The organism is Paenibacillus doosanensis (assembly GCF_025060755.1).
GTDB classification, from domain to species: Bacteria; Bacillota; Bacilli; order Paenibacillales; family NBRC-103111; genus Paenibacillus_S; species Paenibacillus_S doosanensis.
Window position 1 is genome coordinate 119391 of record NZ_JANYUY010000004.1, and the last position, 16369, is coordinate 135759.

Consider the following 16369-nt stretch of genomic DNA (forward strand, 5'->3'; position numbering starts at 1 on the left):
CGACTTTCAAGGAAGACTCCCTTTCGCCCCACCCAAGCTTCAACCCATATCCGTCCGCGCGCTTCTGCCGGTAAACTGGCTGTTATACAGATCGGCATAAAACCCGCCTTTGGCGAGCAGCTCTTCATGATTCCCCTGTTCGATCACCGCGCCTTTATCCATAACGAGAATCAAGTCGGCATCGCGGATCGTGGACAGCCTGTGCGCGATAACGAAGCTGGTGCGGCCTTTCATCAGCTCGTTCATCGCCCGCTGAATGAATATTTCCGTACGCGTGTCGACGCTGCTGGTCGCCTCGTCGAGAATAAGGATCGCCGGATCGGCCAATATAGCGCGGGCGATGGTGAGCAGCTGTTTTTGCCCTTGTGAAATATTCGAGGCTTCTTCATTGAGCACGGTATCGTAGCCTTCCGGCAGCGTGCGGATGAAATGATCGGCATGGGCCGCCCTGGCCGCCTGCACAATCTCCTCCTCGGTCGCCCCCTCGCGCCCGTAACCGATATTGTCGCGGATCGTTCCATTGAACAGCCACGTGTCCTGCAGCACCATACCGAACAGGCTGCGCAGATGCCCCCGCTTCATCTCGGTAATATCTGTGCCGTCAATCGTAATTCGGCCTCCCTTAAGCTCATAGAACCGCATCAGCAGATTGATCAGCGTCGTCTTGCCCGCACCGGTCGGTCCGACGATGGCTATCGTCTGCCCCGCCTTCACGTCGATGTTCATATTCCGGATCAGAACGGCCCCCTCTCCGTAACCGAACGTCACGTCGCGGAAGTGCACCTCGCCGTTGACCCGCTCCGGCATGACGGGCTGCGCCGTCTCCGGCACCTCCTCCGGCTCGTCCAGCAGCTCGAACACCCGCTCCGCCGAGGCGATCGTCGATTGAATAATGTTGGCGATATTCGCCAGCTGGGTAATCGGTTGGGAGAACTGCCGCGTATATTGGATAAATGCCTGAATATCGCCGATTTCGATGGCCCGGCGCGTTACGAGAATACCGCCGACGACGCTGACCAGCACATAACCGATATTGCTGACGAAGCTCATCAGCGGCATAATAATGCCCGAGATAAACTGCGCCTTCCAGCCCGATCGATACAGCCTCTCGTTAATGTCGTCGAACGCGGCGACCGATTTGGCTTCATGCCCGAACGCCTTGACTATGCGGTGCCCGGTATACATTTCCTCGACATGCCCGTTCAGTTCGCCAAGCGCTTTTTGTTGACCGGCAAAAAAAGCCTGCGACCGCGAAGCGACCGCCTTCGTCACCAGAAAGCTGAGCGGCAGCGTCAGAAATACGATGAGCGTCATCCAGCCGCTGATCGTGAGCATCATGACGATGACGCCGACCAGCGTCACGACCGACGTAATCAGCTGCGTCAAGCTCTGCTGCAGCGTGCTGCTGATGTTGTCGACGTCGTTGACGGCCCGGCTTAATATTTCGCCGTGCGTGCGCGAGTCGAAAAACGACAGCGGCAGGCGCGCCAGCTTCTCGTTCACCCGCTGCCTTAAGCCGTACACCGTCTTCTGGGCTACCCCTGCCATCACGTACTGCTGCACATAGCTGAACGCCGCGCTCAGCACGTACAGCACGGCCAAGAGGAGAAGGATGTCCGCGACATAGCCGAAGTCAACCTCAGCCCCCGGCACTCCCTTTATTTTTTGCATCACGCCTTCGAAAATTTTGGTCGTCGCCTTCCCCATAATCTTCGGGCTGACGATGCCGAATAAAGTGCTCAGCACAGCCGCCAGCAGCACGGTCAAAAGCGCATAGCGATGCGGCTTCAAAAAACCGGCAAGCCTCCTCAGCGTTCCTTTGAAATCTTTGGCCTTCTGCACGGGCATCCCCATCCGCGGTCCTCCGGGTCCTCCTCCAGGACCGCCTCCCGGCCTGCCGCCGCCGAAGCCCCCAGGCCCCGGCGCTCCTTTACGCTGTTCGCTCATGCTATCTCATCCTCCGAAAGCTGCGAAGCGACAATCTCACGGTACACTTCACAGGAATCCATCAGCTCGCGATGGCTGCCGATCCCGGCTATCCGGCCTTCATCCAATACGATGATCCGGTCCGCGTCGATAACCGTGGTGACCCGCTGGGCTACGATGATCACGGTAGCGTCTGCGGTCTCGCCTCGCAAGGCTGCTCTCAGCTTGGCGTCGGTCTTGAAATCGAGAGCCGAGAAGCTGTCGTCGAACACATAAATCTCCGGTCTTCGCACCAGCGCCCTGGCAATCGACAGCCTCTGCTTCTGCCCTCCGGACACATTCGTTCCGCCCTGGGCGATAACCGATTCGTATCCGTTCGGCATCGCCGCAATGAAACCGTCGGCTTGCGCGATCGCCGCCGCATGCCGCATTTCTTCATCCGTGGCGTCCTCCTTGCCGTACCGGATGTTCTCGGCGATCGTGCCGGAGAACAGCACCGCCTTCTGCGGCACATACCCGATCTTGGCCCGCAGCGTCTCCTGCTTCATCTCCCGCACGTCGACTCCGTCGATGCGAATGCTGCCGCCCTCGACATCGTAAAACCGCGGGATCAGGCTGATCAGCGTCGACTTGCCCGAACCGGTGCCGCCGATAATCGCCGTCACTTCGCCCGGCGCGGCGCTGAACGAAATGCCCGATAAGGCCGGTTCCTCCGCTCCGGGATAACTGAACGACACGTCGTCGAATTCAATATAGCCTTTTCTCGTGCCGGTCGGCCGCTCCAGGTCCGGGTCCTTCATGTCGGCCGTCATATCCAGCACCTCGTTAATCCGCCCCGCCGATACCGAAGCCCTCGGAATCATCACGAACATCATCGATACCATAATTAGCGAGAACATAATCTGCATCGCATATTGCAAAAACGCCATCAGATCGCCGACCTGCATATGGCCGCGGCTGATTCGGATGCTGCCGAACCAAATGATCGCCATCGACGAAAAGTTCATCACCAGCATCATGACCGGCATCATCGCCGCCATAATCCGGTTCACCTTGGTCGCCGTGTCGGTCAAGCTGCGGTTCGCCTCCTGAAACCGGCGCCCCTCGTGCTCCGTGCGATTGAACGAGCGAATGACCCGAATGCCGGTCAGCCCCTCCCGAAGCACGAGATTCAAGTGATCCAGCTTTTTCTGCAGCGCTTTGAACAGCGGCATGCCTCTGCTCGCAATAAGCCATATGGCCAGCGCCAGGACGGGGATGACGACGACGAGCACGAGCGACAGCCGGGCATCCTTGGACACGGCCATAATAATGCCGCCGATGCACATCATCGGGGCGCTGATCATCAGCCGCAGCATCAGCGTAAGCACTTGCTGCACCTGGGTAATGTCGTTGGTCGTTCTCGTAATCAGCGAGGCCGTGCCGATCTTGTCGAATTCCTGCAGCGAGAAATTTTCCACATGAGAGAACACCCGGCTGCGAACCGCCCGGCCGAAACCGGCGGCAATTCGGGACGACATGTAGCTCGCCGCCACGGAACAGACGGCGCCGGCCGCGGCGACGACCAGCATGAAAGCGCCGATCCGGAATATGTAAGGAATATCGCCTTCGACAATCCCCCTGTTTACGATGTCCGCCATCAGCGTCGGAAGATACAAATCGGATAACGATTGCAGGAAAATAAGAATCAATACGCCGGTGATGAACCACTTATACGGCTTAAGGAATGCCATCATCTTGGCCATGGGAATATCAACTCCTTCAACATCATAGGAACGATCCGCTTTTCTGTAGCGTTCTCCTATGATTCCTGCATTATGCAAAAACGAACCAGCCGGGCGGCGACGCGTACGCTGCATAATGATGGAAAAAAAGCCGCTTCGGACCGTTTTCTCATCCCCAGCAAAAAGCTTGGATAAAGCGGCGCGGCGTAAGGATTTTTTGATATATTCCAATATATACTGGTTGCCACATGTTTCGTACTCCCTCTATAATCAGTACCCGAAAGGGGAGATGCATTGTGAAATCTGCATTTTGGAAAACAGCCACCTTCTTAATCCTATTCAGTCTCATCCTTATAAATGGAAATCATCCTGCCGCACAAGCCGCTGCGGCTCCGGCACTTCAGCAAGGAAGCGCGAACGGCGACGTATGGGATTTGCAGTTTCGTCTGAGGCTGGCGGGCTTTTACCAAATGCCGCTCGACGGCCTGTACGGCGCCAACACGACAGCGGCGGTCAGCCGGTTTCAGGCTAACTACGGTCTGACCGCGGACGGCAAAGTCGGCGCCCAAACATGGACGGCGCTCAAAAAATATTCGTTGAACCAGCATGAGCTGGACATTCTGGCCAAAGTCATATACAGCGAAGCCCGCGGCGAGTCCTATGAAGGTCAAGTCGCCGTAGGAGCCGTCGTGATGAATCGGCTGCAGTCCGGTCTGTACGGGGACTCCATCGAGGACATCGTATTCCAGCCTGGAGCCTTTACGGCGGTAGCCGACGGGCAATATAACCTGACGCCCGACAGCACCGCTTATTGGGCCGCTCAGGACGCCGTGCGCGGCTGGGACCCGACCGGCGACGCGCTCTACTACTTCAATCCGAAGACGGCTACGAGCAAATGGATTTGGTCGAGACCGCAAACAGTCCAAATCGGCAATCATATTTTCGCTAAATAATTCAGGTGGCATAAGCTTTTCTATATTCACAACGCAAGCGTTGCGAAACAACGCCAAGAAGGCATCCTGCGCCGGGGAAACCGCGGAGGATGCCTTTGTTGTTTTTACCATGCAATCAACTGTACTTGATAATATCGGCCACGACGATGAAAATTGCGCCGATCACAATCCATGTCGCCATCAGCGGCCAAAAGAACCGGACCCACTTCTGATAAGCGATTCCGGAAACCGCGAGACTGCCCATAAGCGCCGACGACGTCGGCAAAATCATATTGGTGAAGCCGTCGCCCAACTGAAACGCCAGCACCGAGGTTTGTCTCGTCACGCCGAGCAAATCCGACAGCGGCACCATAATCGGCATCGTCGTAACGGCCATGCCCGTACCGGACGTGATGAAGACGTTCATCACATTTTGGAAAAGATACATTCCGAGCACCTGCACTGAGCTCGGCAGCTCGCCCACCAGAATGGACAGACTGTACACGATCGAATCGATGATATTGCCGTGCTCCAGCACAACCATAATCGCTCTGGCGATACCGATAATGAACGCGCCGTACGTGATGGCGCTCGCACCCTTCACGAATTCCTTGGCGACACGGCTCGGGCCGTAGCCCGAGCAGAAGCCGGAGACGACCCCCATCGTCAGGAACAAGGCGGCCAGTTCCTCCATCCACCAGCCTTTTTTGGACACGCCCCAAATGAGCAAAGCGAATCCGCATACGACAGTGATGATGGTCAAATAGTGCTTCAACTGCATCGAAGGCAGCTGCGAGAAGTCGACTTTGACGCCGTCGGCCTGCGCCTCCAGGTCCTGCACGAGCCCTTTAGACGGGTCCTTCTTGACTTTGACGGCATAGCGCATAATATAGAAGCTCGTTACCGCAATCAGACAAATCAGCAAAATAATGCGCAGCCACATGCCCGAAAACATCGGAACTTGAGCGATCGCTTGAGCCAGCCCGACATTAAACGGATTCAGGATACCCGCGGTGAAGCCGCAGGACGCCCCGAGCGAGATCATCGCCGTCCCCGTCAAGGCGTCGTAGCCGAGCGCCCGGGCAATCGCTATGCCGATCGGCACGAAGACCATGACCTCCGTCGACATCCCCATCGTGAAGCCGCCGACCGAGAATAAGGTGAGGAACACCGGGATGACCCACATTCCCTTATTGGCAAAAGCTTTGGCTACCCTGCCCGTAACGGCCTCGATCGTTCCGGTCGAGGAGATGATCTGGAACGCGCCGCCGATAATGAAGATGAAGAAGACGACATCGGCCGAATCGATCAAGCCGTGAACGATCGACTTCGGAATGTCCGTGAGCCCGATCGGGCTGGCTTCGACATGATGGTAAGACCCAGTGACAAGCAGCGATTTGCCTGTCGCTTGGTCTTTAATCCGGTCGAACTTGCCCGCCGGAATCGCGTACGTCAGCGCGGCCGCCACAAAAATAAGAATAACCAATATAACGAACGTGTGCGGCATCTTCAGCCATTTGCGCGGTCCGGCCTGCGCAGCTTGTCCATTAGCCATGATGTTGTCCTCCATTCCGCTGTTGTTTCCACTGCTCAAACTCGCTGCGTACGCCTTTTAGCGCTTCCGCGTCCGCACACAGATCGTAGACCGTCATCGCCAGCGCTTTGGCCGCCTGGTTCAGTTCAGTCATCCCTTCCTCCGACCCGGCGAGCCGGCAAAATTCCGGCGTATGCGTCGTCGCGTCGCCGATCCGGATATACGGATGAATCGTCGCCGTAACCTGTCCGACGTTGCCGATATCGGAGGAGCCGATCCCGCCCTTGGCCGGAGGCTCGACAACTTCAATCCCCATCCGTTCGAGATTGCTCCGGAATAAAGCGGCCAGCGCCTTATTGTTGTTTCGCTCCGCATAGATAAGCCCTTCGGCAATATCGACGGTCGCCCCCACTCCTTCCGCCGCATGGCGGACAGCGCGGTATACTTTCTCCCGCACGGTTTCCAGCTCGCTCACATCGGCCGCGCGCAGAATAAAGACCGCTTCGCACAGCTCAGGGACGACATTGGGGGCGTCCCCGCCTTTGGTGATGATCCCGTGGATGCGCACATCCTCCTTGACAAACTGGCGAATCGAGTTGATCGCCACAAAGGCGTTAATCATCGCATCCAGCGCGCTGATTCCCTTCTCCGGAGACGACGAAGCGTGCGCCTGTCTCCCGTGAAACGTAAAGGTCGCATCGACACAGGCGAGCGCGCCGCGCAGCACCATCGTCTTGTTCTGAGGATGCACCATCATGACGGCATCGATGTCATCGAACACACCTTCGTTGCACATAATAATTTTGCCGCCGCCCTCTTCTTCCGCAGGCGTGCCCAGCACGACGACGGTGCCCGGAAGCTCGGGATTCGCGTCCTTGAGCGCCAGCGCCGCTCCAACCGAGGCCGTGCCGATCAAATTATGACCGCACGCATGGCCGATGGCCGGAAGCGCGTCGTATTCCGCCAGCAATGCGATCTTCGGGCCCCCGGGAGCCCCCTGCCATGTCGCACGGAAGGAAGTCTCCAGCCCCGCGATCCCTTTTTCTACAATAAAGCCCGCTTCTTCCAGCGGTTCCGTCAGCCACTGCTGCGCTTGATGCTCATGGAAGCTCAGCTCCGGATGGCTGTGAATGCGCATCGAGATGTCGCGAAGCTGCTTGTCGCGCGCGTCGACGGCTTGCTCAAGCCGCCGCTTTGGATCGTTCCCGTCGTTCTTATGCAATACAATCCCCACCTGTCCATAAAAAGTACGCTTCGGCCAGGACATCATCCCGAACCGAATGCGAGCCGACCGAATATTTATGCATCTTTATTGCATTATTGTAAGACGCCCTCGGGGATAAGTAAAATGAATAGTTTTTTGCTCTGAACTTAAAATTATTTTATGACCAACGATTGGAAAAACCGTTACAAATCCGCATATTACAATTATATACCGGTAAAATGCAAGGCCACTCGGCGTTCGTCATATCGTAGAGACCGAGACCCTCGTCGCCGTCTCCGCTGCCGACAAAGACACAGCGGGACGGAATATTTATGCACAGCACACCACGCGGATCGCCTATGATCCGACCGTTAGGCCGCAGCATTCCCATAAGCGCGCGCTGTAACGCAAAAAAAGCGCAACACTCCTGAAGAGCATTGCGCAGCCTTATTGTCTATGCTGTTCCTTCATAAACGAGACGAATCGGTCCACAGTCGCCAATTGAAGCGAATGCTCCTTATAGAGCATCCAGGTATGGCGTTTCATCGGCTGGCCGTTTTTACGGAACAGCTCCACCTTATGCAGCCGATCCTCCGGCGATACGAATATGCCGGGGATAATCGTATAACCGAGCCCGTGCTTGACCATTTCCTTGCACGTCTCGTAGCTGTCCACCTGCATCGTGACCAGCGGCGGCTCATGGAATCGCTCATGCCACCAGGCGCTCACCGTTTCGCCGAACGGCAGCGGAGCGTAGCTGCCCGCGTAAAACCGGGGCTGTTTGTAGCATATTTGCGGCAGAGAAGGCAGCTCCTCCATCGCCAGTTCCTTTTGCGAGACAAGGCAAATATGCTCATCGTGCAGCAGATGCTTGCCTTCAAACCACGGATACTCCCCGCGAACCACACCGACTTGAATTTCTTCGCGGATCAGCAGCTCGATTATCTCCGTGCTCAGCCCGCAGGTAACGTTCATCTGCACCTCCGAGTACATGTCGCGAAACTGCTTCAGCAGCGGCGGAAGCTTATACAAGCCGAAGTAGCTGGCCACGCCGATTCTCAGATTTCCTTTGACTTCATTGCGCATATTGGCGATATATTCTTTCATTCTGCCGAGTTCGTCCAGCATTTTCTTCGAGTACTGCGCCAAATATTCGCCCTCCGGCGTCAGCCTGGTGCCTTTAGCGTTTTTCACGATAATCGGAACCCCGAATTCCTTCTCCATCTGATGAAGGCGATAGGTCAGGGCCGGCTGGGTAATGTAGAGCCGCTCGGCGGCCTTCGTTAAGCTCTGCTCCTCGGCGACATATTGCAGCATAATGCAGTCTTTCTCATTCATCGATCCACCCCTTCTCCCTGCATAGGCGGCGTAACGGCGCATCGCATGCAGCCGTCCAGGATTCAATATTTTCCCCAATTTCCTCAAAAACATGACGACGACGGGAAGCTCGAAAGCCAGGCCCGGCAGAAACACAGTAATTGAATACAAATCCGAAATATTGCGAAATGCCGTAAGTCTTTGTCAGCTCCAAGCTTCGGGCCATTCTCGTCCAGGCGATGGCCGACGCAGGAGACACACTCTTTAAATATATCAAAATCCGAGCATCGGCAAGACTATAATTTTTATTAACTTTAAACCAAATGTAATTGTAACGTCAATATATATTACACAAATTCTCTATTTTATTTTAAATTGTTATGTTTTATGACATTTTATTTAACATGCCGAAGAAGCACTGCGTTTTTCCCGAACGACAGCAGCTTCTTCACCGCCTCGCTCCCCGCGTATCATCGGCGACCGTTGTCCTTGTCAGCGTGTCCGCCAACAACAAATACGCCGCCGACAACGTGTCAGCGGCGCATACTCCCAGCAGCCCAAGGGGGGCGCTATTCTCTTTTGGAAAACCAGGTGGCCAGCACCGAGCCCGAAATATTGTGCCAGACGCTGAAGATCGCGCTTGGAACCGCGGCAATCGGATTAAAATGCGCCGCAGCCAATGCCGCGCCGAGGCCCGAGTTCTGCATGCCGGTTTCGAGGGTAATGGCTTTGCGCTTCGCCAGATTGAGGCCGAACAGCTTGGCAAACCAATAGCCAAGGCCAAAGCCGAGCAGGTTATGCAAGATGACGACGGCAAAAATAAGCGGTCCCGTCTCAATAATCTTCCCTTTGTTAACCGCTACCACAATGGCTACGATCAGTACGATAGCGATCGTCGATACGAGCGGGAGCGCCTTGACGCTCGCTTCCGCAGGCTTGCGGAACAGCGCTTTGACAATGACGCCCAGTACAATCGGAACGATCACGACCTGAATGATGTCCATAAACAGCGACTTGGCGTCGATATTCATCCATTTGTGCGCCAGCAGCGAGATGATCGCAGGCGTGGCGAACGGCGCAATCAAGGTCGATACCGAGGCGATCGACACGCCTAAAGCGACGTCGCCCTTGGCGAGGAAGGTCATGACGTTCGACGCCGTGCCGCTGGGACAGCAGCCGACCAAGATGACGCCGACGGCGATATCGGGCGGCAGCTTGAGCGCATAGGCCAATACGAAGGCCAGCGTCGGCATGATCAGGAAATGGCCTACGACGCCGATCGCCACCTCGCCCGGCCGGCGGAATACTTCGCGGAAATCGGCCGAAGACAGCGTGAGCCCCATGCCGAACATTACGATGCCGAGCAGCAGGGAAATGTCTCCCTTCATGCCGACGAACGCTTGCGGCGCGAAAAATCCGAGACAAGCGAACAGGATGACCCAGACGGAAAAAGTGCCTCCGACGAACTTGCTGATTTTTTCAATTGTGTTCATTGACGTTCTCTCCTACTTGCCTTTTTAATGATGAGACTCATCTTACTACAAGCTTGCCCGATCCCGCCAGATCGGATTAAGGCCGATTAACGCCCGTCAGAAGCCGTTTTCCCGAAACATGATCGCATTATTATCATCATTCGCACTTTTTGGCATTTTTACTCCGCATCATGCTTGGGCGGAGGAAGCTTCAGGCGCTGCGGATTTACCAAATAAATGCTGCAGCCGATGCACACCGCCGCGCACCATACGTACCCGGCGATAGGCTTGCCCAGCAGGAGTCAGCCGGACATAGCCCCGAAGAACGGCACAAGAAACAAATAAACGGTCGCTCAAAAGAAAAACCCCCGGGCTTTGATCACTGCCTGCCCGAGGGACGAATGTGCGATTCGATTATACCAATACGTTGCGGAAGCCTTTCTTGCGCGGGCTGGCATCGATGACGGCGGACGCTTCCTCGAACGACTTGCCCGCCGGCACCGCTCGCTCGCGTCCCCAGGCGCGAATCTGGTCGATTTGTTCGGGACTCGTCTGCGAGAGAGGAACCACATTCTCAAAGAAACGAAGATACGTTTCATCGGTGATCGAGTCGTCCCCGCGCACTACCGCTTGCTTGACGACGTCGCGAACCGCCGCCTCCAGATCCGCCCCGGCAAAGCCTTCGGATAGGCGGACCAACCGTTCCATCAAGGAAGGACTCAGCTCCTGCTTGAGCCCTTTCTTCACATAGATGCGGATGATCTCCTCCCGCTCCTTCGGCGTCGGCAGATCGACGAAGAACAGCTCGTCGAAGCGTCCGCGGCGCAGCAGCTCGGGTGGCAGCTTGGATACATCGTTGGCCGTAGCCACCACGAATACCCGCGCCAAGCTCTCCTGCAGCCAGAACAGGAACTGGCCGACCATTCGCGTCGACGTTCCTCCGTCTCCGCTGCCGAGCGCGCCGGCCAAGCCTTTCTCGATCTCGTCGATCCATAGCACGCAAGGAGCGACATGATCGGCCGTGGACAGAGCCTCTTTGAGCCGCGCCTCGCTCTGGCCCAAATACTGTCCCTGGATCGTAGATAGATCCAGGCGATATAGCGGCAGCTTCCACGCGGCGGCAATCGCCTTGGCCGACAGCGATTTCCCGCAGCCCGGCACGCCGACGAGCAGAATACCGCGCGGAGGGCGAATACCGCGATCGCGCAAATCGGCGGTCAGCAGCTTCTCATTGGCGTCCAGCCAGAGCTTCAGCCCTTCCAGTCCGCCGATCTGGTAATCCTCCCTTACCTGGACGCGCTCGATTCCCGAGATATCGGCGAAGATCCGATCCTTCGCATAGGTCAGCTCCTTCAAGTCCTCGTTGGAGATGGAGCCGTTGGCAAGCAGCGTGGCGATCACATTCTCGCCCTCGATCTGGCTAATCCCGGCCAGAATGGCAGCGGCCTGCTTCTCTTCCTCCGGTCCCCACTCGATCGGAATTTCTCCGCGATACGGCTCCAGCTGGCTCTGGATAATCTCCAGCATCTCGTCTTCATTGGGCGGATCTAGCGTAATCGACATCCCGTGCCTCTGCAGCGGACCCCAGACCGGCTTGTTGGTGATGGCGATAATGCTGCCGCCGGTCTCCGTAGACAGCATGACGACATCCTGAAATTGCCTTGCCGTAGGCGTATCGTCCTCAATATCCTGAACCTCCGTGAAAATAAACGACAAGTTCTGCTGCTGCCCGATTTTTTGACTGGCAAAATCCAGTCCCCCGATCACCGAGCGGTCGTCGTTCGCTAGCCGGTTCGAGCCGATGTCGCGCGTTCCCTGAGAAATCGTATGGTAGAAAATCGGGATGTTCAGCTTATGCGCGATTTGCCCTAGCGCGTCCAGCGCGCGGGCCCGCTCCGAAGTGCGGATCGAAATGAACGGAATGCGCGCCTTCAAGTAACGTTCCAACGTTTCCAAACACCGTTTAAAATCGTTCATATTACAATATAACCCTTCTTTTTCGTGAATTGGGTCCTGCCGCCGGCTGCGCTGCCGGGGAGGACGGAAGCACTCCGTCATGCTTCACCTGCAGCTCCTCGTAGCGAAGCAAGGAATTGTTCTTGATCACCATGCGCAGCTGGCCGGTACGGTCGTTCTTGGCGCTGTCCTCCAGCGAAGACTGAGTGTCGCGCACATACGCAGCCACGATATCGGTCATCGTCTTTCGCACCGGCTCCGGGAAGGCAGCTATAGAAGCGAACCGCTTCACGACGGCGAATCGTCTCCGTGCGTTCAAGAGCGCCGTAACGACATCGGTATCCGCTGCACGGGCGCGCGACAGCTCCGCGGTCATCTGCCGGGAAACCTGCTGCAGCCGAAGCTCCAGCACCTCGTACATTCTCCGGGTTATCTTATCGGCGACACCGCCCGTCCATTCAATCGCGCCCCGTTCCATGCTCAGCAGTACCTCGTCGTCTTGCCCGCCCTCCTGCAGGGCGTCAAAGCAGCGCACCCAATCGGCATAAGTCGCCGGAAACCCGCTCATCGTCTGGTACTCCTCCTTCGAATCAGCTGAGCGGGCGGTTTTAAATCCCACTCCGGAAATTGGCTGGCTAAGGCATCGTTGGTGTTGACCTTCTGCACGCCTTCCGGCTGCATTGTCTCTTCCCCTTGCTTCGCTGGCTGCGGGCCTTTGCCGCGCTGCACGAGCATCGGCTTCGATTCCGTTTCTCCGTTCATGGTCTCCCTCTCCTTTGCTTACGATGAAATGATGCTTCGGGCGCTGTCAAAGCTCGAGAACGTATAGCGCTCGGCAGCGACGCTGTCGAGGAACTCCGTAACCCTCCCCGCCTTGCCGTCTTCCCGGGCATACTCCTGACGCCAGTCCACCACATCCGACAGCACCGCCCGCAAAATATCTTTGCAGCTTTGCAGCAGCTTCTCGTAATCTTCGGTTACCCGCAGCTTCGCCTTGGCCAGATTGAGCCGCGACCAGAAGAAATAAATGACGCCGAGAGCTCCGAGCACGAGCAGGAACGGCGTAGTGATGCTCATTAGCAGGAAGAGGACCCCGGCGATGAGGCCGAGCCAATGCTTCAGCCCGAGCCGCATCTCATCCAGCTCGGCGTCTCTGCGGTCGTGAATGTGCCGGGTGAGCGATTCGATCAGCTCATGCTCGTTGGTTCCGTCCTGCGTCGTTCCCGACCAGTGCTCGATGCTCATCTCGATATCCCGGGGAACCGCCGCGCGATTGTCCAAGGTCAGATCGTCATGAGCCTGGCGAATCCATTCCTTCGACAGCGCAATCGAAAACTTCTGTGTAGCCAAAGAAGCGTAGGACGTCTCCGGATGCATGGCGAAATTCGTCAGCAGCTGCGTGAAATCGACCCGCTCCTCCAGCGTCTTCTCGGAGTCGAAGCGGTGCTGGGCCGCGCCGCGATCGCCGTTCTCCTCCACAATCAGCGAGTTCAGCCGCTCTTCCCGGCGAAGCGGCAATTCCTCGTCGTCGAATTTGGAAACGAGCGTATCGAGCATCGCGTCAACGGCGACGGCAATGCTCTTGGCGGGAACGATCTCTTTATTGAATATATTGTGGAAATAATCATGAATGATGTCATGCAGCTTGGCTCCCTGAAGCGACTGCTCCAGATCGGACCATGTGCCGCTGTACTGCCGCAAATACGGATAAGCGGTCCCATCCAGCTTCTGCACTTTGGACAGCAGAGCTTCCTTCCATCGCCGCTGCTGTTCTTCGACGAAGCCTACCTTTTGCGCCAGCTCCTCGATCCAGGCTTCGACATGCTTGGCGCATTTGGTCCGCGCTTCCGGCCCGAATATGCCGTTCGTAAACCCGTCGATCAGGATAATGATCTCCCGCTCCAGCTCATGCGGATTTTGCAGCGCGAAGTAGCGGTCGAGCCATTCCCGGCTCGCCTTGTACCTTGAGCCTCTGCGCGTTACCAGCGCGAAGAACAGCGACGTCTTCTCGTCATCGCGGCGCAGCGCTTCCATCATCGCCCGCTCGGCCAGCTCCTTGTTATCGTTCAGCCAGGCCGCCAGCGCGATCAGACACGGCGCGAGCCAGTACCGCGGCGCCGCCAGCATATGCTCCTCCGTCGTGTTCTCGATCGTCTCCTTCTTGACCAGCCGCACGTCGACCGCCTGCAATATACCGGTGACGCGCCTGCGCACTTCGCCGTAATGGCCGAAATTCGTCTCCAGCTCCTGGCGCACCTTCACCAGCCGGGTTTCGGCCAGCTGCAAATTTTTGGCCATTTGGTCGCGCTGGACGAATTCGTGAAAATCCCGGGCAAGCGCATCGATTCTCGCCTGCGCCTTCTGCACTTCCTGGCCGACGTTCTCTACATATTCCCCTACCGATTGCACCTGATTGGAGACATATTGAATCTCTCCCCGCAGATTACTGAGATTGCTCTCGATAGCCCGCAGATCGGCCCTGTCGATAACCCGTTCACTGGACATTTCCGCCCCCCCTTGTAAATGCGACATAACCTTTCGCCGCAACGGCGCAAATGGAATCCGAATATACTTCTACGAACGAATAGCTCGGATGCATCGCCAGCCCGCGCGCCCGCTCCATGCCGGACGGCAAAGGCTGACCCGCTTTATAATGCTGCACGATCTCCTGCCTCATATCTAACGTATGCACCTCATACGGGGCACCTAAATAACATTTGGCTACAATGCCGATAAGAAACTGATGCGGCTTCAGCTCGCCGAATTCATTCTGAATCGACTGAATCAGCTCCTGAACCTTGGAGCGGTCGCAGACGGCTCCGGCCGCATCCAGACGGGTCATCGCTTCGATATAAGCCTGCGAACGTTGCTGTTTGAGCCGTTTTTCCAGCGCCAAGCCGTTGAGCTCCACCGTAGTCCGCGACACCGTCTCCGCGTTCAGTTTCAAGTCAACCTTCGGTTGTTGGTTTAGAATAGGTCTGCGCAAGCGGCAATCCCCTCCTTATCGAATGGAAATGAGGCAGCGTTCCGCCCGGAGGCTTGATGTCCGTTAAATTGGGGCGCGGCTGCCAAAATTAGATTTCAATGTCAACTTCTCATATTCGACATTTCTTGATACGGTTCCTTCTATTTCCACAAAAAAACGGGGCTTCCAAATGAGAATTCTTCGCTATCATCGTATGAGACCACGGATAGATTCATGAACAGCTTAATAGCTTTCGGGCAGCAAAAACCCGCCCCGGGTTATTCCCGGGGCGGGCCTCAAACAGCGTCTTTATTTATAATCTTTGGCAATCTCGCCGACCATCTCCGCTACGGATTCCAGTCCGCCGCCGGACAAATACCAGTAGTTTTGATCCAAATAGACGATATTGTTGTTAGTGAATGCTTTCGTTTTCTTCACCAGCTCGTTTTCAACCAGCGATTTGGCGCCTGTCTGAGCAGTCCCGCCTACAGCTGCACCGCGGTCTACGACGAACAAGTAATCCGGATTTTTCTCGGCGATGAATTCGAAGGAGATGCTTTGACCGTGAGTGGATACTTCCAGGTTTTTCTCTACAGCCGGCACGCCGAGCACATCGTGAATCAGACCGAACCGGGAGCCCGGGCCGTATGCGCTGATCGCGCCTTCGTTAGCCAAAATAATCAAAGCGTTTTTGTTGACGGATGCCGCTTTCGTTTTGACATCATTAATCTGTTTCTCGATCTTGGCTACTTCCGCGTCGACTTCGGATTCTTTGCTGAAAATTTGACCGATCATTTTCATATTCGTTTTGAACGATTCCATGAAGTTTTTGTTGTCTACGCCGACATAGATCGTCGGAGCCAGCTTGCTCAGCTCAGGATAAGCCGTTTGTTGTCTGCCGGAGATCAGGATCAGATCCGGTTTGATCGAGCTGATTTTCTCATAGTCCGGCTCCTGAAGCGTGCCGATGTTTTGGTACTTGCTGTCTTTGTATTTGGCCAGATACGGAGGCAGGTTCTTCTGTGCGACGCCGGTTACTTCGATACCCAGTTTGTCCAGGGTGTCAAGCGCGCCGTAGTCGAAAGCAATGACTTTCTTAGGGTTTTTCTTCACTTTGGTTTCGCCCAGCTGATGCTTGAGCGTAAGCTCGTCAGAAACCGCCGGAGTCGTGGCAGCAGAACCGGAGTCGGTCGACGATGCCGGAGCCGCTCCGTTCGATGGATTGGAACCGCTGGTTCCGCAGGCCGCCGCAAACACAGCCAGGCAAAGGATAAGGATCAGTACGGGCAATCTTCTTTTCATTTTTTCTCAACCACCTTTTATTTTTGTTGAAATACAA

At 56.1% G+C, this 16369-nt stretch carries 13 protein-coding genes; 1 reads left to right on the plus strand and 12 read right to left on the minus strand.

Annotated features, from left to right (window positions below; genetic code table 11):
• Positions 1-39: 39 nt before the first annotated feature.
• Together N0M98_RS05620 and N0M98_RS05625 are read right to left on the minus strand one after the other, a co-directional pair.
• Positions 40-1947: an ABC transporter ATP-binding protein gene (locus N0M98_RS05620; RefSeq protein WP_259617190.1), complete on the minus strand. Its 1908-nt coding sequence runs from the start codon at positions 1945-1947 to the stop codon at positions 40-42.
• Complete coding sequence (locus N0M98_RS05625; protein ID WP_259617191.1) at positions 1944-3671, minus strand: ABC transporter ATP-binding protein; 1728 nt, start codon at positions 3669-3671, stop codon at positions 1944-1946. The genes N0M98_RS05620 and N0M98_RS05625 overlap by 4 nt, the downstream gene beginning before the upstream one ends.
• A 245-nt stretch (positions 3672-3916) precedes the next feature.
• Between N0M98_RS05625 and N0M98_RS05630 the strand changes: the two genes are divergently transcribed.
• Positions 3917-4603 (plus strand): cell wall hydrolase, encoded by a 687-nt coding sequence (locus N0M98_RS05630; protein WP_375295446.1) that lies wholly within the window; start codon positions 3917-3919, stop codon positions 4601-4603.
• Positions 4604-4718: 115 nt separating this feature from the next.
• Here the strand turns inward: N0M98_RS05630 and N0M98_RS05635 are convergent, their stop codons facing one another.
• From N0M98_RS05635 to N0M98_RS05680, 10 genes are all read right to left on the minus strand, one after another.
• Positions 4719-6137 (minus strand): YfcC family protein, encoded by a 1419-nt coding sequence (locus tag N0M98_RS05635; RefSeq protein WP_249860458.1) that lies wholly within the window; start codon positions 6135-6137, stop codon positions 4719-4721.
• Entirely contained in the window at positions 6130-7338 is a 1209-nt protein-coding gene (locus N0M98_RS05640; protein WP_249860457.1) for a M20 family metallopeptidase, read from the minus strand. The genes N0M98_RS05635 and N0M98_RS05640 overlap by 8 nt, the downstream gene beginning before the upstream one ends.
• A 429-nt stretch (positions 7339-7767) precedes the next feature.
• On the minus strand, positions 7768-8658 hold the full coding sequence (locus N0M98_RS05645; protein WP_259617192.1) for a LysR family transcriptional regulator: 891 nt from the start codon (positions 8656-8658) through the stop codon (positions 7768-7770).
• Between the two features lie 548 nt (positions 8659-9206).
• Positions 9207-10130 (minus strand): bile acid:sodium symporter family protein, encoded by a 924-nt coding sequence (locus tag N0M98_RS05650; RefSeq protein ID WP_249860455.1) that lies wholly within the window; start codon positions 10128-10130, stop codon positions 9207-9209.
• A 393-nt stretch (positions 10131-10523) separates the two neighbouring features.
• Positions 10524-12086, minus strand: a complete 1563-nt coding sequence (locus tag N0M98_RS05655) for an AAA family ATPase (RefSeq protein ID WP_249860454.1) — start codon at positions 12084-12086, stop codon at positions 10524-10526.
• A gap of 1 nt (position 12087) precedes the next feature.
• The gene (locus N0M98_RS05660) at positions 12088-12633 is read right to left on the minus strand and encodes a hypothetical protein (RefSeq protein WP_249860453.1); all 546 of its coding nucleotides are present in this window, start codon (positions 12631-12633) and stop codon (positions 12088-12090) included.
• A complete protein-coding gene (locus N0M98_RS05665) occupies positions 12630-12827 on the minus strand; it encodes a hypothetical protein (protein ID WP_249860452.1) in 198 nt (65 codons plus the stop codon). Before N0M98_RS05665 ends, N0M98_RS05660 begins: the two co-directional genes overlap by 4 nt.
• Before the next feature lie 18 nt (positions 12828-12845).
• Positions 12846-14570 carry a hypothetical protein gene (locus tag N0M98_RS05670; RefSeq protein WP_249860451.1) on the minus strand — a complete coding sequence of 575 codons (1725 nt, stop codon included), beginning with the start codon at positions 14568-14570 and terminating at the stop codon, positions 12846-12848.
• Positions 14560-15051 carry a hypothetical protein gene (locus N0M98_RS05675; protein WP_249860450.1) on the minus strand — a complete coding sequence of 164 codons (492 nt, stop codon included), beginning with the start codon at positions 15049-15051 and terminating at the stop codon, positions 14560-14562. The genes N0M98_RS05670 and N0M98_RS05675 overlap by 11 nt, the downstream gene beginning before the upstream one ends.
• Before the next feature lie 288 nt (positions 15052-15339).
• Positions 15340-16332, minus strand: a complete 993-nt coding sequence (locus tag N0M98_RS05680; RefSeq protein ID WP_249860449.1) for a siderophore ABC transporter substrate-binding protein — start codon at positions 16330-16332, stop codon at positions 15340-15342.
• Between the last annotated feature and the right edge of the window lie 37 nt (positions 16333-16369).

Bases quoted from the DNA above. Each gene is read 5' to 3' on its own strand.
- N0M98_RS05665 (WP_249860452.1), bottom strand. From the start codon at position 12,827: ATGAACGGAGAAACGGAATCGAAGCCGATGCTCGTGCAGCGCGGCAAA.
- N0M98_RS05670 (WP_249860451.1), bottom strand. From the start codon at position 14,570: ATGTCCAGTGAACGGGTTATCGACAGGGCCGATCTGCGGGCTATCGAG.
- N0M98_RS05625 (WP_259617191.1), bottom strand. From the start codon at position 3,671: ATGGCCAAGATGATGGCATTCCTTAAGCCGTATAAGTGGTTCATCACC.
- N0M98_RS05650 (WP_249860455.1), bottom strand. From the start codon at position 10,130: ATGAACACAATTGAAAAAATCAGCAAGTTCGTCGGAGGCACTTTTTCC.
- N0M98_RS05660 (WP_249860453.1), bottom strand. From the start codon at position 12,633: ATGAGCGGGTTTCCGGCGACTTATGCCGATTGGGTGCGCTGCTTTGAC.
- N0M98_RS05680 (WP_249860449.1), bottom strand. From the start codon at position 16,332: ATGAAAAGAAGATTGCCCGTACTGATCCTTATCCTTTGCCTGGCTGTG.
- N0M98_RS05655 (WP_249860454.1), bottom strand. From the start codon at position 12,086: ATGAACGATTTTAAACGGTGTTTGGAAACGTTGGAACGTTACTTGAAG.
- N0M98_RS05645 (WP_259617192.1), bottom strand. From the start codon at position 8,658: ATGAATGAGAAAGACTGCATTATGCTGCAATATGTCGCCGAGGAGCAG.
- N0M98_RS05635 (WP_249860458.1), bottom strand. From the start codon at position 6,137: ATGGCTAATGGACAAGCTGCGCAGGCCGGACCGCGCAAATGGCTGAAG.
- N0M98_RS05620 (WP_259617190.1), bottom strand. From the start codon at position 1,947: ATGAGCGAACAGCGTAAAGGAGCGCCGGGGCCTGGGGGCTTCGGCGGC.